Source organism: Mesorhizobium sp. EU05-FHT14A09 (assembly GCF_058790995.1).
Genome location: NZ_JBYTDF010000005.1, coordinates 424,516 through 449,622 on the forward strand (window position 1 = coordinate 424,516; position 25,107 = coordinate 449,622).

The window sequence follows — 25,107 nt, forward strand, 5'->3', positions numbered from 1 at the left end:
CACTCTTTCGTGATGGTCCTGCAGGGAACTTTGCCGGGAGCAGCCCGTTGAGGGGCACTTCCTGAGGAATTTTCGTCCGCTTGAAGTCAGGCATGTCCCTCCATGTCCTGTAAACGGCTCGCTGCAACACCCCCTGCAGCGAGCCGTTCAATTTTTGAATCCGACGATCAATCCTGCGTGTCAGCCCTGTTTCTCCTCCTCCGGAAGGAGTACAGTGCATTGCTCCCGTGCATGATCTTGGAATTGTCATCGAGTTGCGAACAGGGTCTTGCGCCGGTTCAAAATGTTAGTGCGTCCTTTGCGCGTCCAACTGGACGCGACGCTCTAATGTCTGGGAGGTAGCCAATGAACCGCCTGCAATTTGTCGTGCCGGTGCGGCTTTCGCGTGGACCAGGCCATCCGATCAAAGAAATCGAAGGCGTTGTCGAAGCGATTGCGTTCTTACGTGAATGGCCTGCAGGGCGTCGCGGCCCCGTTTTCAATTGCGCCATGAATTGCTGTCTCGCCGCCGATGCCGGCCAGCTAAGCACCGATGATGCACGCCGCTCCTTTGCCGGCTTCATCCGCATCAGCGGCATGCTCGTCGATGAGAGGATTGGCCACTATGTGGTTGATCACAGCCATGAAAGGCCGATGCGCAGAAGCGCTTAGAGCAATTCCAGAGAAGTGCAGACCATTCCCAGGGCACGCCCTGGGAATGGATAATGCTGTAACGGGCGCTCAGGCCTGTTTGACCAACCTGATCAGCACCAGAAGAATGATCGCGCCGATAGCGGCGTGAATGATCGAGGCGATGATGCCCGCGCCCAGGCTGATGCCCAGCGCCGGGAACAGCCAGCCTGCGATGAAGGCGCCGACGATACCGACGACAATGTTACCGACCAGGCCGAAGCCAAAGCCCTTGACGATCAGGCCGGCAAGCCAGCCGGCGACCGCGCCGATGATGAGGAAGACAATCAGACTTTCGACACCCATGGCAGTCCCTCTCGAACATGGGCTGAAACCAGGCGAAGCTGCGAATCAGGCCCCGGTTGCAATGCGGCGACGATAGTTCAACCGGACGAGAAAAGCCAAGCGCATGCTTTGTCGGGCCGCCCTCCGCAAGAGAACATGATTGGATCCTGGCAGGCCGACGCTGGAGCGTTTCCGTTTCTCACGAAAATGCGGGCACGCTTCAACTCCTTGTTTTGGCGCAACTCCGGACGCAAAACCGCTACGCACTTTTGCTGGAATTGCCCTAGGCGTCGTCGTCCTCGTCGTCGGAGCCCGGGCGCCAGCTTGTCGGTTCGATCTTCTTCTGGGTGTGGCCATCGATCGCCGCCCACCAGCCGATGTCGCCAGGGTTGACGTCACCGCCCAGCGCCTTGAGGCGCTCGGCGGAGCGGTATTGCGCGATGGATTCGTTCAGCACGCCATCGCCGTCCGTCCAGTAGACGGTCACCTTGGAACCGTCCTTGGGAGCGGTATCGATCGGTTGTCTCGCAGCCATGGTCCAGTCTCCTCGTTTTGAGCGTGATCTTTCCAAAAACCGGAACCACACTTCATCGGCCCCAGTTAGCGCCGCGCTCAACTGTGGGCAAAAATATCCTCTTCGTCCCAGCCCATGAGGTCGAGTTTGGCACGGGTCGGCAGGAAGCGGAAGCAGGCGTCGGCTTCCTTGACCCGGCCATCGCGCTCCAATCGTCCAGCCAGCACGTCGCGCAGCCGATGCAGGTAAAGCACGTCGGAGGCGGCATATTCGAGCTGCTCCGGCGAAAGCGTCTCCGCGGCCCAGTCGGAGGATTGCTGCTGCTTCGACAGGCTGACCCCAAGCAGTTCCTGGCAGATGTCCTTCAACCCGTGGCGGTCGGTATAGGTGCGCACCAGCCGCGATGCGATCTTGGTGCAGAACACCGGTTCCGGCATGGCGCCGAAAGCGTTGTAGAGCACGGCCAGGTCGAAACGGCCGAAATGGAACAGCTTGGTAACCTTGCGGTTTTTCAACAGGCTGACCAGGTTCGGCGCCTTCTTCTGGCCAGGCGCGATCTGAATCACGTCGGCGGTGCCGTCGCCGGGCGAGATCTGCACGACGCAAAGCCGGTCGCGATGCGGGTTGAGCCCCAGCGTTTCGGTGTCGATGGCAACCGCATCGACATCATAGTGGCTGAGATCGGGCAGATCGTTCTTGTGGAAGCGGATGGTGCTCATGGCCAGGCTCTCAGCGGGTCAGCGCGTCAAGGATGCGCGCCCAGGAGCGCTGTCCCTTGTGGAACGAGCTCAGATCGTACTTCTCGTTCGGCGAATGGATACGATCGTCCGACAGGCCGTAGCCGACCAACAGCGATTCCATGCCGAGGAAGTTCTGGAAGTCGCCCACGATCGGGATCGATCCGCCCATGGCGATCATCACCGCCGGCTTCGGCCACTCGTCCGACAGCGCGGTCTTGGCCTTGGTCAGGAACGGCGAGTCGTAAGAAAGCTGGATCGCCGGCGAGCCGCCATGCGGATGGAACTCGACCGAGCAGTCCGCCGGCAGCCTGTCCTCGACGAACTTGCGGAAAGCCGCCCGGATCTTGTCCGGGTCCTGCTTGTGCACGAGGCGGAAGGAGACCTTTGCCGAGGCTTCCGCCGCGATGACCGTCTTGAAGCCCTTGCCGGTATAACCGCCGGTGATGCCGTTGAACTCGGCCGTCGGGCGCGCCCAGACCAGTTCCAGCACCGAACGGCCTTTTTCACCGGACGGCACCGAAAGTCCGATCGGGCCGAGGAAGGTCTCTGCCGTCTCGCCCAGCGCTTCCCAGGATTTCAGCACCTGTGACGGCGTCTCCTCGACGCCATCGTAGAAGCCCGGAATCGTCACATGGCTGTTCTCGTCGTGGATATCGGCCAGGATCCGGGCCAGGATCCGGATCGGGTTGGCGGCAGCGCCACCGAATTCGCCCGAATGCAGGTCACGGTCGGCTGCCTTGATGACGACTTCCTCGCCGACGAGACCGCGCAGGGCGGTCGAGATCGCCGGCGTCTCGCGATCCCACATGCCCGTGTCGCAAACCAGCGCGAAATCGGCTTTCAGTTCTTTGGCGTTGGCGTCGAGGAAAGGCTTCAGCGATGGCGAACCGCTCTCCTCCTCGCCCTCGAACAGGATGGTGACACGGCAAGGCAGCGTGCCATGCTCCGCCTTCCAGGCGCGGCAGGCTTCGACAAAGGTCATCAACTGCCCCTTGTCGTCGGACGAGCCGCGGCCGGTGATGACCTTGCGGCCGAGTTCGATCTCCTTCAGCGCCGGCGCGAACGGATCATCGTGCCAGAGATTGAGCGGGTCGACCGGCTGCACGTCGTAATGGCCGTAGAACAGCACATGCGGCGCGCCTGCCGGGCCCTCGTGATGCGCAACCACCATCGGGTGACCGGGCGTATCCCGCACCGACGCGTCGAAACCGATCGACTTCAGGTCCACCACCAGCCATTCGGCGGCCTTGCGGCAGTCGGCCGAGAAAGCCGGGTCCGTCGAGATCGACCTGATCTTCAAAAGATCGAACAGGCGATCGAGACTCTGGTCGAGGTTCTTGTCGAGACGGTCGAGGACGGGGTTGAGAGCGGTCATTGCGGGCCTTCTGATCTGAAAGGGCGATTCCGCGGCGACCCTAATGGAAGAGGCTTTCGAAGGGAACCGGTGGAGACCGTCTGGCTCACCATTCAATCCAAGAGCGTTTCCGTTCTTCACGGAAACGCGGCAACGCTACGCAATTCCGGACGAGAATGGCTCCAACTGCAATTTCAGTCGTCGGTGCCCGGAGGCGCATAGACGGCGATGGCTTCCGGATGCACGAGGAAGGAGGCCGGCGTCGACGTGACGATCTCGCCGTCGGTGTTCACGGGTTGCGGCACCTTGGTTGTTACGTCGAATTGCACGCAGCGTGCCGTCCTCACCTCGTTCCAGGCACCATGCGTGCCGGAACGGAAGGAGCGCAGCATCAGCGCCAGTTTCCAGACATTGCTCATTTCGAGGCTGTAGAGATCAAGGAAGCCATCGTCGATCGCGGCACTTGCCTCGACAACGTTGCCGCCGCCATAGTGGCGACCGTTGCCGACCGCGATCTGGAAGGTCTTTACCTTTACAGTATCGCCTTTCTCGCTGATCCAGGCTGTAAACGGCCGTGCCTTGAACAGCACACGCGAAGCGGCAATCGCATAACCGAGACGGCCCCAGCGGCGCTTGATCTCCGGCCGCAAGCCTTGCGCCAATTGTGTCGAGAGCCCGATGCTGGCGACATTGAAAAAAGCGTGTCCGTTGACCGAGCCGAGATCGATGCGCCGCTCATAGCCGCCGACAATGATGTCGACCGCCTGCATGATGTCCATCGGCAGGCCGAGCGTGCGGGCGAGATCGTTGGCGGTGCCCATCGGCAGGATGCCCATCGGCAGTCCGCTTTCCATCACCGCCATGGCGCCTGAGGAAACCGTACCGTCGCCGCCGCTGATGATGATGCAGTCTGCCTGTTCGCGCAGCCGGGTGATGTCGCGGGCGAGTTCCGGCAAGGCCGAGAACGGTTCAACCGTCACGTCCAGTCCGCCGGCCCGCAATCTTGCGAGGATGCCGTCGAGCGGCATGTCGCCGCGCCGTGCCTTCTGATTGATGAGCAGCAGCGCACGCCGCTTGCGCGGCTTCGGCGTCTTGCGGCTGACCGTCTTTTCCTGGGCTTCGGTGATGGTCCTGCTCCCAAAAAAGTGCCGCCGTGGTGGAGGGGGAACCACGGCGGCGCTACTCGAAACAATGCGGCAGCCCGGAGAGGGGGAAAGGCTGCCGCAGATGTCCGGCATAGGCGGGGGACGGGCCTTGTTCCGGACTTTCGGCGAAAACTGCCGATGACCTGTATTTGTGTAGGCGAACATGGCGATTCAAGGGCACAAACATTACACTTTCGTAACATGCCCGTGAGCGCCCGGGGTTAGCCATTCGAAAGGCGGCCACCCTTTGCCGGTGACGACGATATCGCCGTCGCTGCCAGGCGGTTTCAGCCCTTTGCCGAAGGACCGGCGATTTTTTGCCGGTACTGCTCGACCGGAAGCCCGCCAATGCCCCATTGCTCCATCTCGACCTCGTCTATGACAACGACCGTGGTGGCCGGGTTCTTGTCCAGCACATCGACCAGCAGGTCCGTGACGCCTTTGATCAGCGCCGCCTTCTGCTCTCTGGTCGCGCCTTCGCGCGTGATCTTGATGTTGACATAGGGCATGGCCGTGTTCCTCGCTTCAGGATTTCAGGTCGAAATGAAAGACCTTGGAGATGATCTGCCAGCGACCGTCGACATGGATGAGGGTCAGAAGGTCGGTGAAGAACTTCGGACCGATCGTGCAGTTGAGCCGCACAAACGCCGTGACCGGGCCGGCGAACTCGATCGACACGATGTGGTCGGCGCGAGGCTCGCCTCGGCTGGCCGGCGACGGTCGCTTGTCGACGATCGGAAAATACTCCTGCATCGTCAGATGCAGGAGCTTGCCCTCCGTCGCGCAGGCGTAGATCGCCTGCGGATGGAAGATGCGGCCGAGCTTAGCCGTATCGCTGAAATGGAGCCCGTCGAAATAATCGGCGAGCGCTGCAGCGACGACCGCATGGGCCGAGCCATGGGAAAGCTCGGCGCTCACGCCGCCTTTCCCAGACCTTCGGCGGCAATGGCCGCCTGGACGGCCGGACGCTGCGCGACACGTTCCACGAAAGCGGCGATGCGCGGCCATTTGCCGAGATCGATTCCCGTCGGCTGCGCCCAGCTGACGATGGTGAACAGATAGGCGTCGGCGACCGAGAAATTCTCTCCCATCAGAAAATCGCGCCCGTCAGCAAAGACCTGTTCGAGAAGATCGAGGCGGCTGCCCACTTTTGCCCGGGCCGCTTGCTTGGCCTCGTCCGAGGCGCCCTGGAACAAGGGGCCGAAGGACTTGTGCAGTTCCGCGGAAATGAAATTCAGATGTTCGACAAGCCGTGTCCGCGCCAGGGTTCCCGGCTCCGGCGCCAGCTCGCGCGCAGTGGCCGCATCGGCCAGATGCTGCACGATCGCCACACCCTCGGTCAGCACCTCTCCGTCTGCCAGCTGCAGCGCCGGCACGTAGCCCTTCGGATTGATAGCCCGGAAGTCGTTGCCGCTTTCGGTGACCTTGGCGTGGATATCGACCTTCTCGAGCTCGAAATCATGACCAAGTTCGCGCAGCACGATATGCGGAGACAGCGAACAGGCACCGGGAGAGTAATAAAGTTTCATGAAGGGTCCCCTTTCAGGAATGAACGTCCGAACGGCTAGCAAATACGGTAACCTATGGATACCATGTAACTTGAGGTGATCGGCTGAATCGGGTATCTCGGCGGTAACTGGAAAAGACCATGCTCAAGGTCCGCAAGAACAAGGCCGTCGCGCCGCCCTACTCCTGTCCGCTCAGCGAATGCATGTCGCTGCTGGGCGGCGCCTGGACACCCAACATCATCTGGTGCCTCAGCGCCGAGCCGCGCCGCTTCGGTGAGTTGCGAGCCGACATCCCGGCGGTTTCGGCCAAGGTGCTGACCTCCAGGCTGCGCGACCTGGAAGAGAAAGGCGTGTTGTGGCGGCGCGTGATGCCGACCTCGCCGCCTTCGGTCGAATACGGGCTGACCGATCTCGGTGCCGAATTCATGCCCGCCATCCAGGCGATCATCGAGATCGGCCATAAATTCAAGCAACGCAGGGCCGCCAAGGTGATTGTCGCATCCGAAGAGCTTGTCCTGACCGCCTGAACCGGCCGTGCGGAAAGCTGTTCGCAGAATGTCAGGAGACGGCGGCACAGCGGCCTAAACCATGGACAGCCGCCTGTCGGCGAGCTACCCGTATCGCCATGAAAAAAGGCGATCATCTCTTCCTTGTCGACGGCTCCGGCTACATCTTCCGGGCCTATCACGCGCTGCCGCCGCTGAACCGCAAGTCGGACGGGCTTCCCACCAACGCCGTGCTCGGCTTCTGCAACATGGTGTGGAAGCTGATGCAGGATGCGCGCAACACCAATGTCGGCATCACGCCCACCCATTTCGCCGTCATCTTCGACTATTCGTCCAAGACCTTCCGCAACGAACTCTACGCCGAATACAAGGCCAACCGATCGGCCCCGCCGGAAGACCTGATTCCGCAGTTCGGACTCATCCGCGAAGCCACCCGCGCCTTCGATCTGCCTTGCATCGAGATGGAAGGCTTCGAGGCCGACGACCTCATCGCCACCTATGCGCGCCTGGCGCGCGAGGCCGGTGCCGACGCCACCATCATCTCGTCCGACAAGGATCTGATGCAGCTCGTCGGACCTGCCGTCGGCATGTACGACCCGATGAAGGACAAGCAGATCGGCATCCCCGAAGTGATCGAGAAATGGGGCGTGCCGCCGGAGAAGATGATCGATCTGCAGGCGCTGACCGGCGACTCGGTCGACAATGTGCCGGGCGTTCCCGGCATCGGCCCGAAGACGGCCGCCCAGCTTCTGGAGCAGTTCGGCGACCTCGATACGCTGTTGGCCCGCGCCGGCGAGATCAAGCAGGAAAAGCGTCGCCAGTCGATCGTCGACAATGCCGACAAGGCCCGCATCTCGCGCGACCTGGTGACGTTGAAGAACGACGTCCCGGTGGTCGAGGGGCTGGGCGATCTGGTGCTGCAGCCGCCGAACGGTCCGCGGCTGATCGGCTTCCTCAAGGCAATGGAGTTCACCACGCTGACACGGCGCGTCGCCGAGGCGACCGATACCGATGTCGCCGCCATCGACGCGGCGGCGCTGACGGTCGAGACGGGTGACAGCGCACATGGACCGGATGTCGGCGCGGGCGCCCCTGCGGTTCCGCGGGTGCAGCAGCCCGCCGTGGAGCAGGCCACGTCGGCGGACTTCGGCCGCGGCAATGTCGAAGGCACGGTCGCCGGGCTCGTCGCGGCCCGCATCCAGCAGGCGGCGGTGGCGAAATTCGATCCGGCCGCCTATGCCTGCATTCGCGATGTCGCCACCCTGCAGTCCTGGATTGCGGAGGCCAGGGAAGCCGGGACCGTCGCTTTCCGCGCCGAGACGACGTCGCTCGATCCGATGCAGGCCGATCTGGTCGGCTTTTCGTTGGCAACGCGCCCCGGCCGCGCGGCCTATGTGCCACTGACGCACCGAAGCGCCGAAGACGACTTGCTCGGCGGAGGCATGGCGCCTCAGCAGATCTCTTTCGAGGATGCGCGCCAGGCGATCGCTCCCCTGCTCGCCGATTCGTCAGTGCTCAAGATCGGCCACAATGTGAAATACGATTGGCTAGTCCTGCGCCGGCATGGCTTGCTGCTCCAGCCCTATGACGACGCCATGTTGTTGTCCTATGTGCTCGACGGCGGCACGGCGGGCGGCCACGACATCGCCTCGCTGGCCGACAAATGGCTCGGTCGCACGATGCCCCCCTACAAGGATATCGTTGGCTCCGGCAAGAAACTGGTGACCTTTGCGTTCGTCGAGGTGGATCGTGCAACGGCCTATTCCGCCGAAGGCGCCGATGTCGCATTGCGGCTCTGGCAGGTGCTGAAGCCTCAGCTCCCTGCCAAGCGTGTCGCATCGGTCTATGAGCGGCTCGAGCGGCCGCTGGTGGAAACGCTGGCGAAGATGGAAGAGCGCGGCATCTCCGTCGACCGGCAGATGTTGTCGCGGCTGTCGGGGGACTTCGCGCAGCGTGCTGCGGCGCTTGAGGACGAAATCTACCAGATCGCCGGCGAACGCTTCACCATCGGCTCACCCAAGCAGCTGGGCGATATTCTGTTCGACCAGATGAAACTGCCGGGCGGCACCAAGACCAAGTCGGGCCAGTGGTCCACCACGGCACAGGTGCTGGAGGAACTGGCTGCGGAAGGCCACGAACTGCCGCGCAAGATAGTCGACTGGCGTCAGGTCACCAAGCTCAAGTCGACCTACACGGATGCGCTGCCGGAATATGTGAACCCGTCGACCAAGCGCGTGCACACCTCCTATGCGCTCGCGGCCACGACGACCGGCCGCCTGTCGTCCTCCGAACCGAACCTGCAGAACATTCCGATCCGCACGGCCGAAGGACGCAAGATCCGCACCGCCTTTATCGCTGACAAGGGCAACAAGCTGATCTCGGCCGACTACAGCCAGATCGAACTGCGTGTGCTCGCCCACGTCGCTGACATCCCGCAGCTGAAGCAGGCCTTCGCCAATGGCGACGACATCCACGCCGCCACGGCTTCGGAAATGTTCAACACGCCGGTCGAAGGCATGCCGCGCGAAATCCGCAATCGTGCCAAGGCGATCAATTTCGGCATCATCTATGGCATTTCGGCCTTCGGCCTGGCCAACCAGCTCTCGATCCCGCGCGAAGAGGCGTCCGACTACATCAGGAAATACTTCGAGCGTTTCCCGGGCATCCGCGACTACATCGAATCCACCAAGGCGTCAGCCCGCGACCTCGGCTATGTCGAGACCATCTTCGGCCGCCGCATCCACTATCCGGAAATCCGTTCGTCCAATCCATCCATCCGCGCCTTTAACGAACGCGCGTCGACCAACGCCCGTCTGCAGGGCACGGCCGCCGACATCATCCGCCGCGCCATGATCCGCGTCGATCAGGCGCTGGAAGATGCCAAGCTCTCTGCGCGCATGCTGCTGCAGGTCCACGACGAACTGATCTTCGAAACCGTCGAGAACGAAGTCGAGGCGACCATTCCGGTGGTGCGCGAAGTCATGGAGAATGCAGCCATGCCGGCGGTTTCACTGTCGGTACCGCTGCAGGTCGACGCCCGCGCCGCCAACAACTGGGATGAGGCGCATTGACGATTGATCGGAACGGGAAAGAGCCCGCTCCTCGACGGCCTTGAATGGCTCCGGAGCGTGCAACGGTTCCGCCAATCAATATTGTATTCACCAAGAGTGATTGTGGCGTGCCGCGGCACACACTCTTAACTAGAAATTATTTTGCCGTTTGGTAGAAGGCGCGACCTATTTCAAGCATGAAATGATTTGGGTGGTTATGACGAGGCGCTTCGAGATTGTCCTTGGTCACGCTTTCTTCGGCCTGGGCTTCGGCTTCCTGGCCGTGGCCTTGTGGTCGGCATTGGCGCCGACGCCACCCTCAGGCGAGAGTCTCGCCAGCCTGGTCATTCTGGTGACATTCGGCATGGCGGCGGCCGGCGTCGTGATGGGCATGCTTTATGCGCGCAACGTGTCGGCGCTGATCCCTGCCAAGGGACGTTATAGTGCGAGAAGGACCTTCCTCTACGCGTTGGGGCCGGTCCTGATAACAGCGCTTGTCACGCTCATCGTCAGCTTCCCGCCGCAATAGACCAGGTCAAAACCAGCTCCAGCGACCGCTCCGCATGGCCTCAAGGGTGATCCTTCCACGCAACAGCTGGACGAAGAAAGCAGCCAGCATCGCCAGCACGGTCAGGCCATATCCGATATAGAAGATGTGATATAAGAACTCGAATGAAGAAGCGACAGTTTCCATTCTGCTTGCTCTGAGTTCGTTAAGCCTCCGCCCGGCACTTGGCACAGGTGCCGCGAAATTCGATCACTGCCTTCTTGGCCACGAAACCGGCGGAACCGACCCATTCGCCGAGCCGCTCGCCGATCTTCTCATCACAGAATTCCGTGACCTGTCCGCAGGTGTCGCAGATGGCGAAGGCAGTCATGCCATGGCTGTGCCCATGCGCATGGCCGTGATCGTGCGGGTCCGAGCAAGCCACGAAAGCGTTCAGGCTTTCCAGCCTGTGCACATAACCTTCCTTCATCAGCGTATCGAGCGCGCGATAGACCTGCAGTGGCGCGCGGAAGCCACGTTCGCGCAGCTGGTCGAGCAGCGTGTAGGCGCTGAGCGGCGCATTGGCCGCTTCCAGTTTTTCCAGCACGCTCTGCTGGTTCTTGGTCAGCACATTCCTTGCCGTCATGATTCCGCTTTCGATACCTGCACGCCTCATGCGCTCATCGGACGGCGGCCATGGCAACCGACCGTCCGTCTCAGAAATAAGCATGAATCGTTGGTTTTGCCATTGCCTTGTGACGTGACGGTCCGGAGGGCGTCCGGACCGTCCTGTCTCAGGCCGGCACCGATTATTTGCGCGTCGGCCCGGTTCTCTCGGCCGAGGCGGCCCAGAGGTTGATGTTGGCCTCGCGTGCGTAACCGTCGATCTCGGCCAGCTCGGCGTCGCTGAAGTCGAGATTCCTGAGTGCGCCGACGCAATCCTCGACCTGCTCGGGACGGCTGGCGCCGATCAGGGCCGAAGTGACGCGGCCGCCGCGCAGAACCCAGGCCAGCGCCATCTGCGCCAGCGTCTGGCCGCGCTTCTCGGCAATGCCGTTGAGCGCCTGGATGTTGGTGATCGTCTGCTCATTGAGGAAGGATTGACGCAGCGACTTGCCTTGCGTAGCACGGCTGCCTTCCGGCACGCCACCCAGATATTTGGCGGTGAGCATGCCCTGCGCCAGTGGCGAGAACACGATCGAGCCGACACCGAGCCCTTCCAGCGTATCGAGCAGGCCATCGTCCTCGACCCAGCGGTTCAGCATCGAATAGCTGGGTTGATGGATGACGCAGGGCGTGCCGAGCTGTTTGAGAATGTCGGCCGCCTCGCGCGTGCGCTGCGAATTGTAGGACGAGATGCCGGCATACAGCGCCTTGCCCGAGCGCACGGCATGATCCAGCGCGCCCATCGTTTCCTCTAGCGGCGTGTCGGGATCGAAACGGTGCGAGTAGAAGATGTCGACATAGTCGAGCCCCATGCGCTTGAGGCTCTGGTCGAGGCTGGCGAGCAGATATTTGCGGCTGCCCCACTCGCCATACGGTCCCGGCCACATGTCATAGCCGGCCTTGCTCGAAATGATCAATTCGTCGCGATAGCCGGCAAAATCGGTGCGCAGGATCTCGCCGAACGCGATCTCGGCCGAACCGGGTGGCGGACCGTAATTGTTGGCCAGGTCGAAATGGGTAATGCCGAGGTCGAACGCCTTCTGGCAGATGGCGCGTTTGACCCGGTGCGGAGTGTCTTCGCCAAAATTGTGCCACAGCCCCAGCGAGATGGCCGGCAGTTTCAGGCCGGAGTGGCCGCAGCGGTTGTAGATCATCGATTGGTAACGGTCGGCGGCGGGAGCGTAAGGCATATCTCAGTCCTTTGGCGGGTTTCACGCAAACGAATGCGTCCTTCGAGGCGAAGCTCGAAGGACGCAGCTATAGAGCAATTCCAGGAAAAGTGTGCAGCGGTTTTCCGTTCGGAATTGCGTCAACGCAAGAGATGAGACGGCGCAGACAAACCACCGCTCGATGGCGGCCTACTTTTTCGCAAGCAGCGCTTTTGCCTCCTTGAGGCCGAGCGCTGCCGGGCGTTCGCAGGTCGTCTGCATGGAGACGAATTTGCCGGTTTCCGCCGATTTCAACAGGCTGGTCATCACTTCCACCGCATGCAGCGCCAGTTCCATCGAACAACGATGCGGGCGCCCTTCCATGATCGCCAGCGCCATGTCGGCCAGACCGGCCGTGCGATAGTTCGCCATCATGCCCTGGGAATGCTTCTCATTGGGCACGCCGAACGGATGCGGCCATTTCGGCAGCGCCTTTGCCGGCTTGCTTTCCTTGGTATAGGCGACGTCGCCACCGAAGAAATTGGGATCCGGCACATAGAGCGTGCCCTTCTCGCCATAAAGCTCCATCGGCGCATGGCCATGCGCCCACACGTCCCAGCTGGTGTTCAGCGTGACCACCGCGCCATTGGCGAATTCTAGCAGGCCATGGATGGTGGTCGGCGTGTTGACCGGTATCCTTTCACCGGCGCGCGGCTTCGAGGAGATGACGCGTTCCTTGGCCGGGATCGAGGCAAAGGCTGCGACGCGCTTCACCGGCCCGACCAGCTGGATCAGGTTGGTGACGTAGTAGGGCCCGATGTCGAGCACGGGACCGGCGCCGGGCTGGAAGAAGAAATCCGGGTTCGGATGCCAGTGTTCCATGCCGTGGCTCATTACCGTGCAGGTACCGCCGGTGATCGCGCCGAGTTTGCCGTCATCGACGAGATGGCGCGCCAGCTGATGCGCGCCGCCGAGGAAGGTGTCGGGTGCCGAGCCGATGCGCAGGCCCTTCTTCTCGGCGCGCTTGCGCAGATCGAGCCCTTCCTGCAGCGACAGCACGAACGGCTTTTCCGAATAGACATGCTTGCCGGCGTCGAGCACCCGCTTCGACACGTCGTAGTGGACGGCGGGGATGGTGAGATTGACGACGATGTCGATGTCGTCGGCCTTCAGCAGATCGTCCACCGTCTCGGCGCGCAGCTTGAACTCTTTCGCCCTCGCCCTTGCCGCGTCCATGTTGATGTCGGCGCATGCCCGCATCTCGATGCCGCGAAACAGCGGCGCCAGCCTGAAATAGGCGGCCGAAATGTTGCCGGCGCCGATGACGCCGATCCCGAGTTTCTTTGCCATCGTCGTTCTCCTAATAAGTCTGGGCAGCCTCGATCGACCGGCGCGCGAAGCGCTCGATGTCGTTCGGGTTGTCCTGTTCCATGATGAAATAGCTGGCGCTGCTGCGCTCACGCAGTTGCCTGGTCAGCTTGGGCCAGTCGATGGTGCCGTGGCCGACATCCGACCAGCCGTCCTCGTCCAGGCCCTGGCCGGGCTTGGCGATATCCTTGACATGGACGGCAACGATGCGGCCGCCGTGGCGTTCGATCCAGGGTAGCGGATCGGCGCCACCGCGAACGACCCAGGCGACGTCCATTTCCCAGGCGATATCCGGGGCCGCCGACAGGATGTGTTCCTGCGGGATCGAGCCGTCCGGCAGTGCCTTGAACTCGAAATCGTGGTTGTGCCAGGCAAAGCCGTATCCCGCTTTCTTCGCCGTCTCGCCGACTTTGGCCAACCGTTCGCCGAAACCGCGCCAGCCGGCGGCATCGACAGGGCGCGCTTCGGCAACGAGATAGGGACAGATCAGCAGCTTGATGCCGAGCGCATCGGCAATCCTGCGCACGTCGTCGAAATCGCTCTCCAGCGCTTCGATCGAAAAATGCCCGGTCGGCATGGCAAGCTTGTTCTTGTCGAGTTCGGCGCGGAAGGCTTTCGGATCGTCATAGACGCCGCCATACCCTTCGACCTGCGCATAGCCGAGGCTGCCCAGCAATTTCAGTACCTTGTCCCAAGGCAGGAAATTGCGGGCACTGTAGAGTTGAAATGACCAGTCCATTCTATCTGTCCATCTGCTTGGGGGATGTCGTTGGGGTTGTTGTCACAGCCGGCTGCCGTCTTCGTCGAACAGCGAGGCGCGCGATGGGTCGAAGCCGATCTCGACCTGGCTGCCGGTCATCGGAGCCCGCTCGGAGGGCACGCGCACCGAGAGGCTTTGCGCCCCGAGCCGCACCCAGACCAGCGTGTCGGAACCCATCGGCTCGACGACGTCGACGGTCGCCTTCGCAGAGAACGGCCAGTCGGAGCCGGAATTCAGGCCGATATGTTCAGGCCGCACCCCGAACACCGCCTGCCCCGGCACGGGGTGCCGCTCGAAGGCATAGGTCGAGAGCGGAACGTTCAGGTCGCCGGCGCTGAAGCGCCAGCCGCCATCGCTCCCCTCTATCTTGCCCTCGATGAAGTTCATGCCGGGTGACCCGATGAAACCGGCGACGAAACGGTTGACCGGGCGGTTGTAGATCGCCTGCGGCGCATCCAGCTGCTGGATCACCCCGCCGCGCATGACGGCGATGCGGTCGGCCAAAGTCATCGCTTCGATCTGGTCGTGGGTGACATAGATCATGGTGTTGGCGAGCCGCTGATGCAGCCGCTTGATCTCGACGCGTAGCTCCGAACGCAGCTTGGCATCGAGGTTGGACAACGGTTCGTCGAACAGGAAGACATCGACGTCGCGCACCAGCGCCCGCCCGATCGCCACGCGCTGGCGCTGGCCACCGGAAAGCGCTGCCGGCTTGCGCTGCAAGAGTGGCTCGATCTGCAGGATCTCGGCGGCACGCGCGATGCGCTTGTCGATCTCGTCCTTCGGCGTTCCCGCCACCTTCAGACCGAAGGACAGGTTCTTCTTCACGCTCATCTGCGGGTAGAGCGCATAGGACTGGAACACCATGCCGATGCCGCGATCCTTCGGCTCTTCCCAGGTGACGTTTTTGCCCTTGATGAAGATGCGGCCGTCGGAAATGTCGAGCAGGCCGGCAATGCAGTTGAGCAAAGTGGACTTGCCGCAGCCGGACGGCCCGAGCAGCACGATGAACTCGCCCTCGGCAATGTCGAGATTGAGCGACTGCAGCACCGAAACCGTGCCGAAATTGAGCTTCAGTTCCTGGATCGAGACGCTGGGATTGCCGATTGCGTTCATGCTCACCCTTTCACCGCACCGGCGGCGATGCCGCGCACGAACAGTTTGCCGGAGATGAAGTAGACGACGAGAGGTACGAGGCCGGTCAGCAGCGTGGCGGCCATGTTGACGTTGTATTCCTTCACGCCCTGCACCGAATTGACGATGTTGTTGAGCTGCACCGTCATCGGATAGGTGTCGGGGCGCGTGTAGACGACACCGAACAGGAAGTCGTTCCAGATGCCTGTGATCTGGAGGATCACGGCGACGACGAAGATCGGCACCGACATCGGCAGCATGATGCGCAGATAGATGCTCCAGAAGCCGGCGCCGTCGACGCGCGCCGCCTTGAACAGCTCCTCCGGCAACGATGCGAAATAATTGCGGAACAGCAGCGTCAGGATCGGCATGCCGAAGATGGAATGCACGACGACCAGCCCGCTCAGGCTGCCGTAGAGCCCAATCTCACGCAGGATGATGACGATCGGGTAGAGCATCACCTGATAGGGAATGAAGGCGCCGACAATCAGGATGGTGAAGAACAGCTCCGAACCTTTGAAACGCCAGTTGGCGAGGGCGTAGCCATTCACCGATGCAATGGCGATCGACAGGATCACCGAAGGCACGGTGATGCGCACCGAATTCCAGAAGCCGCGCGACAGCCCGTCGCAATTCAGCCCTGTGCAGGCGGTCGCCCATGCCTTCACCCAGGGCTCGAAGGTGATTTCCATCGGCGGCGAGAAGATGTTGCCGAGCCGGATTTCCGGCATGCCTTTCAGCGATGTCACCACCATCACATAGAGCGGCAGCAGATAGTAGACGGCCACCACGAACAGCGTGCCGTAGATGAAGATATTGCGCCTTGAGAAAGCATGGTGCGGTTTCGGTCCCCGTGGACCGTCGGTGGCATGCGCCTGCGACATCGTCATGGTCAGCGCCTCCGCCCGAATTCGAGATAGGCCCAGGGCACGATGACGATGGCGACCGACAGGAGCATCATCGTCGAGGCTGCGAACCCCTGGCCGAGATTCTGTGCGAAGAACATGTAGTCGTAGACATATTTGGCGGGCACTTCGGACGCGATGCCCGGCCCGCCGCTGGTCTGTGCCACGACGAGGTCGTAGACCTTGACGATACCTGCGGCGATGATGACCAGTGTGGTAACCAGCACCGGTCGCATCATCGGCAGGACGATGAAGAGATAGGTCCTCCAGGCCGGGATGCCGTCCACCCGCGCCGCCTTCCAGATGTCCTCGTCGATGCCGCGCAAGCCTGCCAGCATCAGGCACATCACGAAGCCCGTGCCTTGCCAGAGCGCCGCGATCAGCACGCCATAGATGACGATGCTGGAATTGTAGAGCGGATCAAAGGCGAAGCTTTCCCAACCCAGCGAGCGCACCACGGCCTGCACCCCGAAATCCGGATTGAGCAACCATTGCCAGACCACGCCGGTGACGACGAAGGAAAGCGCGAACGGGTAAAGGAAGATCGTTCGCAACGTATCCTCGAACCGGATCTTCTGGTCGAGCAATGCCGCCAGCACAAAACCGATCACCAGGGAAAAGATCAAGGACAGGATGCCGTAGATCGCCAGGTTCTCGATCGAAACCAGCCAGCGCGGTGCTGCCCACAACCGCTCATACTGGTCGAGGCCAACGAAGTTGAGCCGCGGCAGCAGCCGCGAATTGGTGAAGGAGTAAAGCACGGTCCACAGCGTGCCGCCGACGAACACCACCAGCGCGGTGAGGATCATCGGCACCGAGGCGAGCTTGGCGCTGAGGTTGCGGAACAGCCGACTTGGTCGCTTGGTCACAGTGCTCATGAAGGAGCCGTCCCCAGAGCATTTTGTAGCCAAGTGGATACACTTGGCGTTGCAAAAATGCGGCAAAACAACAACTTAGAGCGTTTCCGCGTTTCCGTAAAAACGGAAACGCTCTAGTCCTGGACCTCCGGGAACTCCAGCCCGCCAAGCACTGGGCGAAGCCGGAGCCCGGGAGGATCGGGTGAACAGGATCAGTCGGCGCTGGAGATGATGTCGGCGAAACGCTTCTGCGCATCCCCGACGCTCAGCTCCGGCTTGGCGAAGAATTCGGAGAACAGGTCCTCCTTCTGCTTCTGCGTGTCCTGCGACAGCAACTGATCCGTCCACGGGATCACATTGCCCTTGGCGAGGATGTCGAGCCCCTTCTTCATGCAGTCATTGGCGGCAGCGAGATCAACGTCACCGCGCACCGGCAGTGAACCCTTCTTCAGGTTGAAGGCCACCTGCGTCTTGGGATCGAGCAGTGTTTCGGCGAGTATTTCCTGTGCCTTTGCCTTCTCGGCATCCTTCAGCAATGGGAAGTAGAAAGCATCGCCGGCGGTGGCGAGTGCGCTGTTCATGCCGAGACCGGGCAGGCAGGTGTAATCCTTGCCGGCGACCTTGCCGGCTACCTGGAACTCACCCTGCGCCCAGTCGCCCATGATCTGTCCGCCGGCCTTGCCGGTGATGACCATGTTGGTGGCCTGGTTCCAGTCCTGCACATTGGTGCCCTTGGACATCTTGCGGGCGTCATCGGCCGCCTTGAACACTTTGGCGATTTCCGGCCCGCCGGCGAAGGCGCCGTCCTTGTCCTTGTAGACCTTCAAGAAGGCTTCCGTGCCACCGACTGCCAGCATGAGAACATCGAAGGCGCCGGCAGATTGCCAGGGCTGGCCGCCGACGGCGAGCGGCACGATACCGGCCTTTTCCAGCGCAGGGGCCGCCGCGACATATTCGTCCCAGGTCTTCGGCACCGCTACGCCCGCCTTGGCGAAGGCGTCATTGGACAACCACAGCCATTGCCAGGAATGGATGTTGACGGGCACGCAGTAGATCTTGCCGTCGATGGTGCAGGAATCGAGCAGTCCTTTCGGCCGCACGACCTCCGTCCACTTGCCCTTGGCAGCGATATCGGTGAGATCGCGCATCAGTCCGGCCTGCACCAGTTCCTCGGCCTGGCGGCCATGATTGAATTGCGTGGCGCCCATCGGATCGCCGCCTGTGATGCGCGAGATCATGATCGGTCGGGCTGTGCCGCCGGAGCCGGCGATGGCGCCATCCACCCATTTGTTGCCGGTCGCGTCGAAAGCCTTGGCGAGTTCGGCAACAGCGGCGGCTTCACCGCCCGATGTCCACCAATGCGTGACTTCCAGATCCGTAGCGAAAGTAGGGCCGGCAAAACCGAGAGCCGTCCCGGCCGCCAGCGCAGCAGCCGTCAAAGTGCGTCGCATTCCGATTCCTCCCAAAATCTGAAACGTTACAGATTTTGGATACGGCAATTGCTTCCTCGTGGCAATCCCTTATTGATTGATAGGCCAAAATATTTTTCGAGGCTCGACAAAATAGGCGAAAAAATCCGGCAATTCTGTCATACCGCAGTGCAAAAATAGGCATTTGCAGCGCAAATCGGGCAGATTGGGCACAATCGCGGCGACTGCCCGGAAGCTGTCGACCAAGGTTCATCTGGCATATCTGTAACGTTTCAGTATATTTGCTTGATCAGCCTTCCAAGCAGGGTTGATGAATTGGCGCATTGTCGCCGCCGAGACAGGCTGGTATGCGCGCTGCGGGCAGGGTTATGGAAAAATCGAACCGCAACACCGATGAGGACGAAGCGGAGGCCGGCAGGCCGACGCTCAAGACGCTTGCCTTCATGACGGGGCTCGGCGTCACAACCGTTTCGCGTGCGCTGAAGGATGCTCCCGAGATCGGCGCCGAGACACGCAAGCGCGTTCAGCTCGTCGCCCGCCAGATCGGCTACAGGCCGAACCGGGCCGGCGTGCGCCTGCGTACGGGCAAGACCAACGTCATCTCCGTCGTGCTCAACACCACCGAACAGATTGGCGGCTTCCTGTCCGATTTCATCTACGGCATCTCAGAGCGGTTGGCGGCGACGCCCTACCACCTGGTCGTCGCGCCCTACTCCCACAACAACGATCCGATGGAGCCGATCCGCTACGTGGTGGAAACCGGCTCCGCCGACGGCATCATCATCTCGCGCACTCAACCGAACGACGCGCGCGTGCGCTATCTGACCGAGCGTGGCTTTCCCTTTGCCGCCCATGGTCGCACGGCGATGGGGATCGAGCATGCCTATCATGACTTCGACAATGAGGGCTTCGCACGGCTGGCTGTGCAGCGGCTGGCAGGGCTCGGCCGCAAGCGCCTGGCGCTTCTGGCGCCGCCGCCGGCCCTGACCTACCACCAGCATATGCGCGGTGGTTTCCTCGACGAGATGGACCGGCATGGCCAGAGCGAGGTTCCCTTCTCGGCCGTCAGCAGCGACGATGTCATCGACGACATCCGCCGCCACACCATCGAACTGATGCGACGGAATGGCCGCCCCGACGGCATCGTCTGCGGTGCCGGTGGCCCGACTTTCGCCCTCATTGCCGGTATCGAGGCGGCAGGCTTCAAGCTTGGACGCGATGTCGACCTCGTCGCCAAGGAACCGTTCAACCTGCTGCAGCTGGTGCGTCCCGAAATCCACGTCGTCGAGGAAGACTTCCGGCTCGCCGGACACGACCTGGCGACCGCCGTGCTCAGCTGCATCGACGACAGATCGGCGGCCCCGATGCAGCAGCTGGTGGTGCCGACCGAGGTGATCGCGCCAAGGTAGTGTGTCCAGCTGCTACTGGATGGCATTCTCCATCGCGCAACGGCTGTCTCGCAGAGAAGAAGAGCTCCCCCAAGGGCTGGCGTTCGGTAGCTGTGCCACCATTTCTTCGAGCGCTACGTCGAGCTGAGGATCCGCTCCCATCGCATAGGGAACAGGCGCATCCACGATCTTGTCTGGCGTAACCCCTTTGCCTTCGAGTTCCTCGCCGCCGATCCGCACCGCCGCTGTTGCCAGCATCAGCAGACTGTTGTCAGGAAGCAGATAGGCATGTCCGCCCAGCACAGCCCCGGCACTCTTCTTGCCGATAAGCGTAAAACCTCGCCTCTTCATTGCGCACGCCAACAGTTCGTTTGCGCTGCGTGTTCCCTCATCAATGAGCACAACAATGGGTTTACGCCACGCTTCTCGTTGGGAACGGCTCCAGCCCTGAGCAGAGAAAGATATGTCCGAGAAGTCGTCTGTCAGGATTGCTGGGAGCTCGCTTGAGATGCCGCCCCATCTCCCCCGCAGGTCGAGGATCAAACCGGCAGCGTCGCTCAAAATCCCCTCCCGCATCAACGATTCCACTGTTTCGTTGGTCAGCGAAGACGCAAGAGTCCACAGCCTTATGTAGCCGATGCTTCGGCTGCGGCTCTCTATGATGCGGGCACTGGCATTGATCGCTTCGAGAAACATTCTGACCGGTGAGATGGAAGTAACCATCACCGGCATGTCCAAAGGACGCGCCTTGGCAGAACGCCTTATCGTGACAACCACAACCTTTCCAGCAAGTCCTTTGAACGATTGGATCTCGTCAAAGGGCCTGCCATCGACGGCCAATATTTCATCACCGACCAGTATGCCCGCCGTCTGCGCAATCGCCCCATCATAGACATCAGTGACAAATCGCTTGCCGTCGATAATGGCGGAGGCAATGCCGATGCCTTCATATTTGACTTCGCCGTAAGGCGGGAAGACGAAACGACGGTTAATCCCCAACCGACGGCCATAGACGTCTGCCACTTCATAATAATCAATGGTTCCGGGCATGAAACGACGTGTGTGCGAGGCATGCAGATCGGCCAGGGCCTTGTCGATATCGGCATTTGTCGGGTGCCTTTCCGCAAATGAGGGAAACTCGACCGACTTGTAGAAATCTCGCTCGACGAATTCCCTGATTTTGCTCACCACCTCGTAGGCAACGGACTCTTTGTCAGCCTTGTTCTGAGCCTGCGCGGTCATCACCCAGCAGACAACGGCCACAGCCGACAGAAGCCACTTCGCCCGCATGCGCCCTCCAGCCCGGAACCAGCGGACGTCATCCAAACACGAACGCATGCGCGACGCCACTGTCCAGTGAGCGCCGCGCATGGGGAACATACGTTATCTGAAAGACCTCAGCCCTGTCCCCACGGCCCATGGAACGCGCCGGCCTCGTCGATGCGTTCGAAGCCATGCGCACCGAAGAAATCGCGCTGCGCCTGAATGAGGTTCGAGGTTCCCCGGCCCTGGCGATAGCTGTCGAAGTAAGCAAGCGCTGACGACAGCGCAGGTACCGGCGCGCCGGCTTCCGAGGCCAGTGCCACCACACGCCGCAACCCAGGGTGAGCTTCCTGCATCAACCTCACGAAGTCTGGTGCCATCAAAAGATTGATCGAAGCGGCGCCGGATCCAAAGGCTTCAGCCATCGTGTCCAGCATCTGAGAGCGAATGATGCAACCGGCGCGCCAGATCTTGGCGATCGTCGGCATCGGCAGGTTCCAGCCGAATTCCTTCGAAGCTCCGGCCATCACGGCGAAGCCCTGTGCGTAGGCCGCGATCTTGCCGGCAAACAATGCCAGTTCCAGCTGCTTGAGCAGCGTGTCTTGCGGCGCGGTGATGCGCGCCACGCCGCCGCCATAGACCTTCTCTGCTGCCAGCCGCTCATCCCTGAGCGACGACAACACGCGTGCTGCCACCGCCGCCTCGATAGCGGTCGCAGGAATGCCGAGCTGCTGTGCCTCGATCACCGACCATTTGCCGGTGCCTTTCTGACCCGCGCGGTCGAGGATGATGTCGACCACCGGCTGGCCGGTCTTGACGTCGTCAGCCTTTAGCACCTCGGCGGTGATCTCGATCAGGTAGGAATTCAGCCGGCCCTTGTTCCATTCGGCGAAAACCGAGGCAATCTCCTTCGGCGCCATGCCGAGCCCGTCGCGCAGGATGCCGTAGATTTCGGCGATCATCTGCATGTCGGCATATTCGATGCCGTTGTGGATGGTCTTGACGAAATGGCCCGCCCCATCCGGCCCCAGCCAGGCAGCGCAGGGCTCGCCCTTGAATTTGGCGGAGATCGCTGTGAGCACGCTTTCGACCCGGTGCCAGGATTCCTCCTTGCCTCCGACCATGATCGACGGACCATGGCGCGCGCCTTCCTCGCCGCCCGAAACGCCCATGCCGATGAAGGTCAGGCCAGAGCCCTCCAGTTCCTTGAAGCGCCGCATCGTGTCGCGGAAATTGGCGTTGCCGGCATCGATGATGATGTCGTTGGCGGCGAGTTCGCCGCGCAGGGCAGCGATCTGTTCGTCGACGGGGCTGCCGGCCAGCACCATGATGATGATCGGCCGCGGCGGGCGAATGGCGGCAGCGAGATCGGCAAGGCTTTCGCAAGGCACGACGCGGCTGGCAAGCTCGCCGGCCTTGGCAACGAAGTCGTCGGTTCTCGACGGCGTCCGGTTGTAGACCGCGATGCGGTGCCCTTTCTCGGCAATGTTGAGGGCGAGGTTGGAGCCCATCGTACCGAGGCCGATCAGGCCGATTTCGGCTTTTTCCATGCTGTCGTTCCTGTCTGCGAATAACGGCTGTCGCCGTAGAGGTGACATGATTGGCCTCAGGCACCCGCTTCGTCAACAAGCGGCGGTTGACCACTCAACGGAAATTTCAATCGATTAAGCTTCCGTCGACCGACAAACTGCACGCTGGCATCAGGGACGGATGTCGATCGGTCCTTCCAGTTTCACCATCTCGAAATCCGAGATCAGTATATCGAGCCGAACCGTCCAGCGCCCGGGAAATGGGATGACCAGACCGTCGACCAGCCAGGTCCCGTCGCCAGGTTTGGTCGCGACGCGTTTCAACGGTTCGACCCCTGCTTCAGGCTGTGAAAGAACCAAGGTCACTTCCTTCGCATCGAGTGGCCCGAAATCACCGGTCATCAGCATGATGCTGGCCGACACGGTTCCGGCCCGGCCGGGAGTCACGGTGAGATCGGCCATCGCCTGCAGCGTCATCATATGTGTCGAGACAGGCTCGGCAGCGGCAATCGCCAATGCGCGTGGCGGCGGTGTGAAACGCCAGCCGGCAGCAATGCCGAAGATCGCCAGCACGATGAAGACCTCGACCGCGATTGAACGAACCAGCCGATGCCGCGCGGCGGTCTGCCCGGCCTGCGCCGGGCGGGTCAGTGCCCAGCGATTGGTAGCGGCGAGCGCGAACAGCCCGACCACGAGCGCAAGCTTTGCCAGCAGCAGCCGGCCGTATTCCGTATCGATCAGCGCCGAAAACGTCTCGACCTGGATCACCGCAAGCACAGTGCCGGCAACCACCAGCGCTGCGACCACCGGCATGATTGCCGCTGAGAAACGGCGCAGGAACATGTCGGCGCCAGGTGCCTGGCGCTTGAGCGTCACCGCCAGCGGCACCAGGGCACCGGCCCAGAAGGCAATGCCGACGCCGTGGAAGAAAACCATAGGCCGCGTCAGCCACTGCGGCGCGGCGGCACTGGCGTGGCCGCTTGCGCCAAGCGCCACACCGACGGCGATCAGTGCAGCGGCAGCGAACGGCTTGGCATCGGCACGCGGCAGGACAAGTGCCAGGAGCCCCAGTCCCAGCCCGATGGCAGCAATCAGTACGGTCCAGGCGAAGCTGGTGGCAAAGGCGGTCTTCCAGACAATCGCCTGCGCGAACTGTTCAAACGGTGCCCCCAGCGCATCGAGCCCCAGCAGACCGAGCGACACCGGGGCGGCGATCAGCCCGGTGAACAGCATCGCCATGACGAACCGGTCGCCACCACGTCCCTCGCCCGCCAGCCATAAGAGAGCGAAGGCCCCGCCCACGCCGAGGAACAGGCCAAGATAGAGCAGGCTCTTGGCCACCCAGATCGCGCGATGCAGCCAGGGATCGGCCAACTCGCCAATCGGCGGCGCGACGCTGGCGGAGCCAATCGAAAACAGCACCGAGCCGCTGACCGGATGCCCGTCGGCGGAAATCACACGCCAGCTCAGCACATGGGTACCGTTGCCGAGCGGTTGCGGATTGTCGATGTCGAGCGTCTGCCCGTTGCTGCGAAATGACGTCAGTCGTTCCGGCGTGCCATCCGGGCGTACAAGGGTAAGCACCAGCGGCGAAACCGGTTCGCTGAAGGCGAGTGAAAACCGGCTTGGGCTCTGTTGCAGCATCGCCCCATCCGTCGGCTCGGTCTTGACAAGGCTGGCATGTGCGGAAGCCTGACCGACGCCAAAGGCGGCAAGAAGGCCGAACACCACCACAACAGCTGTGACCAGGCGTCGGAGGATCTCTCGCGAATTCTGCAAAGCGGACTGCTGCATGGACCGATACACCCAAGGGGTAGCGGCGCGCCAAGATGCGGCGCGCCGCAACCATTACTTCTTCGGCAGGAGTTTCAGGCCGGGCGCCGGGTGCTCGAGCGCGTCTTCATCCTGGCCTGCGGCGGGGATTTCGATCCAGCGCGCGGTGCCACCGCCTTCGCATTCCTGCACGACCGGAAAGCGCAGGGTTTCACCTGCGGACAGATCGCCGGCCAGCCGCGCGCGCAACACGAACTCGTCATAGAATTCGTCCGGCAGGTTGCCGCCATTCCAGTTGACCTCGGTCACGCCTTCGCTGACCGTCTCACCCCACAGGGAATAGGCCTTGGCGTACTTGCCTTTCACCGTCTCCAGCTTCCACCCGGCTTTCGGCATCGGCTTCACGTCGATGACACCTTCCGGGATCTTGATGCGTACGGCCGTGGTCGCCTTGCCGTCGCAACCATGCGGAACACGGAAGATGGCCTTGTAGGTGGAGTCGACCGGCGCTTCCTTGATCTCGAGCGAGACATGGGCAAACGCCGCCCCTGCACCGGCACTCATGACAAGGCCGGCAACGATCATGGTTCTGAACATTGGAGTTCCTCTGAAAATAGGTTCGTTCTGA

At 61.9% G+C, this 25,107-nt stretch carries 26 protein-coding genes; 5 read left to right on the forward strand and 21 right to left on the reverse strand.

The annotated features are described in order from the left end of the window. Positions 1-345: 345 nt before the first annotated feature. Positions 346-651, forward strand: coding sequence for a DUF982 domain-containing protein (locus AC3WTO_RS20050; protein WP_492462647.1), 306 nt, complete (start codon positions 346-348; stop codon positions 649-651). A 69-nt stretch (positions 652-720) separates the two neighbouring features. Here AC3WTO_RS20050 and AC3WTO_RS20055 read toward each other — a convergent pair whose 3' ends face one another. The 8 genes from AC3WTO_RS20055 to gstA all read right to left on the reverse strand — a co-directional run bounded on the left by AC3WTO_RS20055 (position 721) and on the right by gstA (position 6,236). After that, positions 721-975: a GlsB/YeaQ/YmgE family stress response membrane protein gene (locus tag AC3WTO_RS20055; protein WP_492462648.1), complete on the reverse strand. Its 255-nt coding sequence runs from the start codon at positions 973-975 to the stop codon at positions 721-723. A gap of 262 nt (positions 976-1,237) precedes the next feature. Further along, the gene (locus tag AC3WTO_RS20060) at positions 1,238-1,489 is read right to left on the reverse strand and encodes a hypothetical protein (protein WP_492462649.1); all 252 of its coding nucleotides are present in this window, start codon (positions 1,487-1,489) and stop codon (positions 1,238-1,240) included. Between the two features lie 77 nt (positions 1,490-1,566). Further along, positions 1,567-2,187: a ribonuclease D gene (locus tag AC3WTO_RS20065; RefSeq protein ID WP_492462650.1), complete on the reverse strand. Its 621-nt coding sequence runs from the start codon at positions 2,185-2,187 to the stop codon at positions 1,567-1,569. Positions 2,188-2,197: 10 nt separating this feature from the next. Further along, positions 2,198-3,583: a M20/M25/M40 family metallo-hydrolase gene (locus AC3WTO_RS20070; protein WP_492462651.1), complete on the reverse strand. Its 1,386-nt coding sequence runs from the start codon at positions 3,581-3,583 to the stop codon at positions 2,198-2,200. A 173-nt stretch (positions 3,584-3,756) separates the two neighbouring features. Continuing rightward, positions 3,757-4,734, reverse strand: coding sequence for a lipid kinase (locus AC3WTO_RS20075; RefSeq protein WP_492462652.1), 978 nt, complete (start codon positions 4,732-4,734; stop codon positions 3,757-3,759). 260 nt (positions 4,735-4,994) lie between these two features. Next, positions 4,995-5,216, reverse strand: a complete 222-nt coding sequence (locus tag AC3WTO_RS20080; RefSeq protein ID WP_492462653.1) for a tautomerase family protein — start codon at positions 5,214-5,216, stop codon at positions 4,995-4,997. A gap of 16 nt (positions 5,217-5,232) precedes the next feature. Continuing rightward, positions 5,233-5,625, reverse strand: a complete 393-nt coding sequence (locus tag AC3WTO_RS20085) for a nuclear transport factor 2 family protein (RefSeq protein ID WP_492462654.1) — start codon at positions 5,623-5,625, stop codon at positions 5,233-5,235. After that, positions 5,622-6,236: a glutathione transferase GstA gene (gene gstA / locus AC3WTO_RS20090; RefSeq protein ID WP_492462655.1), complete on the reverse strand. Its 615-nt coding sequence runs from the start codon at positions 6,234-6,236 to the stop codon at positions 5,622-5,624. Before gstA ends, AC3WTO_RS20085 begins: the two co-directional genes overlap by 4 nt. Positions 6,237-6,355: 119 nt before the next feature. Between gstA and AC3WTO_RS20095 the strand changes: the two genes are divergently transcribed. The 3 genes from AC3WTO_RS20095 to AC3WTO_RS20105 all read left to right on the forward strand — a co-directional run bounded on the left by AC3WTO_RS20095 (position 6,356) and on the right by AC3WTO_RS20105 (position 10,300). Next, positions 6,356-6,742 carry a winged helix-turn-helix transcriptional regulator gene (locus AC3WTO_RS20095; RefSeq protein ID WP_492462656.1) on the forward strand — a complete coding sequence of 129 codons (387 nt, stop codon included), beginning with the start codon at positions 6,356-6,358 and terminating at the stop codon, positions 6,740-6,742. Positions 6,743-6,840: 98 nt separating this feature from the next. After that, positions 6,841-9,792 (forward strand): DNA polymerase I, encoded by a 2,952-nt coding sequence (gene polA, locus AC3WTO_RS20100; protein WP_492462657.1) that lies wholly within the window; start codon positions 6,841-6,843, stop codon positions 9,790-9,792. 181 nt (positions 9,793-9,973) lie between these two features. Then, positions 9,974-10,300 carry a hypothetical protein gene (locus tag AC3WTO_RS20105; RefSeq protein WP_492462658.1) on the forward strand — a complete coding sequence of 109 codons (327 nt, stop codon included), beginning with the start codon at positions 9,974-9,976 and terminating at the stop codon, positions 10,298-10,300. Between the two features lie 6 nt (positions 10,301-10,306). Here AC3WTO_RS20105 and AC3WTO_RS20110 read toward each other — a convergent pair whose 3' ends face one another. From AC3WTO_RS20110 to AC3WTO_RS20150, 9 genes are all read right to left on the reverse strand, one after another. After that, positions 10,307-10,465, reverse strand: coding sequence for a hypothetical protein (locus AC3WTO_RS20110; RefSeq protein WP_492462659.1), 159 nt, complete (start codon positions 10,463-10,465; stop codon positions 10,307-10,309). A 19-nt stretch (positions 10,466-10,484) separates the two neighbouring features. Continuing rightward, positions 10,485-10,904, reverse strand: a complete 420-nt coding sequence (locus AC3WTO_RS20115) for a Fur family transcriptional regulator (protein WP_492462660.1) — start codon at positions 10,902-10,904, stop codon at positions 10,485-10,487. Positions 10,905-11,067: 163 nt separating this feature from the next. Next, positions 11,068-12,114 (reverse strand): L-glyceraldehyde 3-phosphate reductase, encoded by a 1,047-nt coding sequence (mgrA, locus tag AC3WTO_RS20120; protein ID WP_492462661.1) that lies wholly within the window; start codon positions 12,112-12,114, stop codon positions 11,068-11,070. Positions 12,115-12,282: 168 nt separating this feature from the next. After that, positions 12,283-13,422 (reverse strand): Gfo/Idh/MocA family protein, encoded by a 1,140-nt coding sequence (locus AC3WTO_RS20125; protein ID WP_492462662.1) that lies wholly within the window; start codon positions 13,420-13,422, stop codon positions 12,283-12,285. Positions 13,423-13,432: 10 nt separating this feature from the next. Continuing rightward, positions 13,433-14,179 (reverse strand): sugar phosphate isomerase/epimerase family protein, encoded by a 747-nt coding sequence (locus tag AC3WTO_RS20130; protein WP_492462663.1) that lies wholly within the window; start codon positions 14,177-14,179, stop codon positions 13,433-13,435. A gap of 42 nt (positions 14,180-14,221) precedes the next feature. After that, a complete protein-coding gene (locus AC3WTO_RS20135; RefSeq protein WP_492462664.1) occupies positions 14,222-15,316 on the reverse strand; it encodes an ABC transporter ATP-binding protein in 1,095 nt (364 codons plus the stop codon). Between the two features lie 2 nt (positions 15,317-15,318). Further along, positions 15,319-16,224 (reverse strand): carbohydrate ABC transporter permease, encoded by a 906-nt coding sequence (locus AC3WTO_RS20140; RefSeq protein WP_492462665.1) that lies wholly within the window; start codon positions 16,222-16,224, stop codon positions 15,319-15,321. Between the two features lie 2 nt (positions 16,225-16,226). Then, positions 16,227-17,117, reverse strand: coding sequence for a carbohydrate ABC transporter permease (locus tag AC3WTO_RS20145; protein WP_492462666.1), 891 nt, complete (start codon positions 17,115-17,117; stop codon positions 16,227-16,229). 191 nt (positions 17,118-17,308) lie between these two features. Next, a complete protein-coding gene (locus AC3WTO_RS20150; RefSeq protein WP_492462667.1) occupies positions 17,309-18,547 on the reverse strand; it encodes an ABC transporter substrate-binding protein in 1,239 nt (412 codons plus the stop codon). A 347-nt stretch (positions 18,548-18,894) separates the two neighbouring features. Between AC3WTO_RS20150 and AC3WTO_RS20155 the strand changes: the two genes are divergently transcribed. After that, positions 18,895-19,935: a LacI family transcriptional regulator gene (locus AC3WTO_RS20155; protein ID WP_492462668.1), complete on the forward strand. Its 1,041-nt coding sequence runs from the start codon at positions 18,895-18,897 to the stop codon at positions 19,933-19,935. Between the two features lie 12 nt (positions 19,936-19,947). On the opposite strand, the gene AC3WTO_RS20160 is transcribed toward AC3WTO_RS20155, so the two are convergent. The 4 genes from AC3WTO_RS20160 to AC3WTO_RS20175 all read right to left on the reverse strand — a co-directional run bounded on the left by AC3WTO_RS20160 (position 19,948) and on the right by AC3WTO_RS20175 (position 25,076). Continuing rightward, positions 19,948-21,204, reverse strand: a complete 1,257-nt coding sequence (locus tag AC3WTO_RS20160; RefSeq protein ID WP_492462669.1) for a S41 family peptidase — start codon at positions 21,202-21,204, stop codon at positions 19,948-19,950. 107 nt (positions 21,205-21,311) lie between these two features. Then, positions 21,312-22,727: an NADP-dependent phosphogluconate dehydrogenase gene (gnd, locus tag AC3WTO_RS20165; RefSeq protein WP_492462670.1), complete on the reverse strand. Its 1,416-nt coding sequence runs from the start codon at positions 22,725-22,727 to the stop codon at positions 21,312-21,314. A 150-nt stretch (positions 22,728-22,877) separates the two neighbouring features. Further along, positions 22,878-24,500 (reverse strand): copper resistance CopC/CopD family protein, encoded by a 1,623-nt coding sequence (locus AC3WTO_RS20170; protein WP_492462671.1) that lies wholly within the window; start codon positions 24,498-24,500, stop codon positions 22,878-22,880. 54 nt (positions 24,501-24,554) lie between these two features. Then, positions 24,555-25,076: a YcnI family copper-binding membrane protein gene (locus AC3WTO_RS20175; RefSeq protein ID WP_492462672.1), complete on the reverse strand. Its 522-nt coding sequence runs from the start codon at positions 25,074-25,076 to the stop codon at positions 24,555-24,557. Between the last annotated feature and the right edge of the window lie 31 nt (positions 25,077-25,107).